The sequence below is a fragment of the Epilithonimonas hispanica genome, assembly GCF_003385395.1.
GTDB lineage: Bacteria > Bacteroidota > Bacteroidia > Flavobacteriales > Weeksellaceae > Epilithonimonas > Epilithonimonas hispanica.
The window spans coordinates 1-879 of the sequence record NZ_QNUG01000121.1; the positions used below are offsets into that span (position 1 = coordinate 1).

Annotated in this window: 1 rRNA gene; it reads right to left on the reverse strand. The window is 50.2% G+C overall.

What is annotated here, in order from left to right:
* A 23S ribosomal RNA gene (locus DRF58_RS18135) occupies positions 1–879 on the reverse strand; the annotation flags it as partial.

Genomic DNA, 879 nt, shown 5'->3' on the forward strand with positions numbered 1-879 from the left:
CGCACGGTTACCAAGCGTGCTGAGGGTACCTTTGAAAGCCTCCGTTACTCTTTTGGAGGCGACCACCCCAGTCAAACTACCCACCACGCAATGTCCTTCCGTAGAAGTTAGGCTCCAAGTAAACAAAGGGTGGTATTTCAACGTTGGCTCCACCAACACTAGCGTGCCAGCTTCATAGCCTCCCACCTATCCTACACATTGTTTACTCAAAGTCAATACGAAGTTATAGTAAAGGTTCACAGGGTCTTTTCGTCCCATTGCGGGTAATCGGCATCTTCACCGATACTACAATTTCACAGAGCTCATGGTTGAGACAGTGCCCAGATCGTTACACCATTCGTGCAGGTCGGAACTTACCCGACAAGGAATTTCGCTACCTTAGGACCGTTATAGTTACGGCCGCCGTTTACTGGGGCTTCAGTCAAACGCTTCGCTTACGCTAACGCCCTTCCTTAACCTTCCAGCACCGGGCAGGTGTCAGACCCTATACAGCATCTTTCGATTTAGCAGAGTCCTGTGTTTTTGATAAACAGTCGCCTGGGCCTCTTCACTGCGGCCAACATTGCTGTTGGCGTCTCTTCTTCCGAAGTTACGAGACTATTTTGCCTAGTTCCTTAGCCACGACTCACTCGAGCACCTTAGGATTCTCTCCTCGACTACCTGTGTCGGTTTTGGTACGGGTTGCTTCACTTCGGCTTTTCTTGGAAGCGAGTTCACTACAACAACTTCGCCCGAAGGCTAGGTCTTGACTATTCCGTCAGTCTCCAGTAGCTACGTCACTCCGTCCCCTTTTTAGTGTGAGCAAGTATGGGAATATTAACCCATTGTCCATCCACTACCCCTTTCGGGTTCGCGTTAGGTCCCGACTAACCCTCAGCT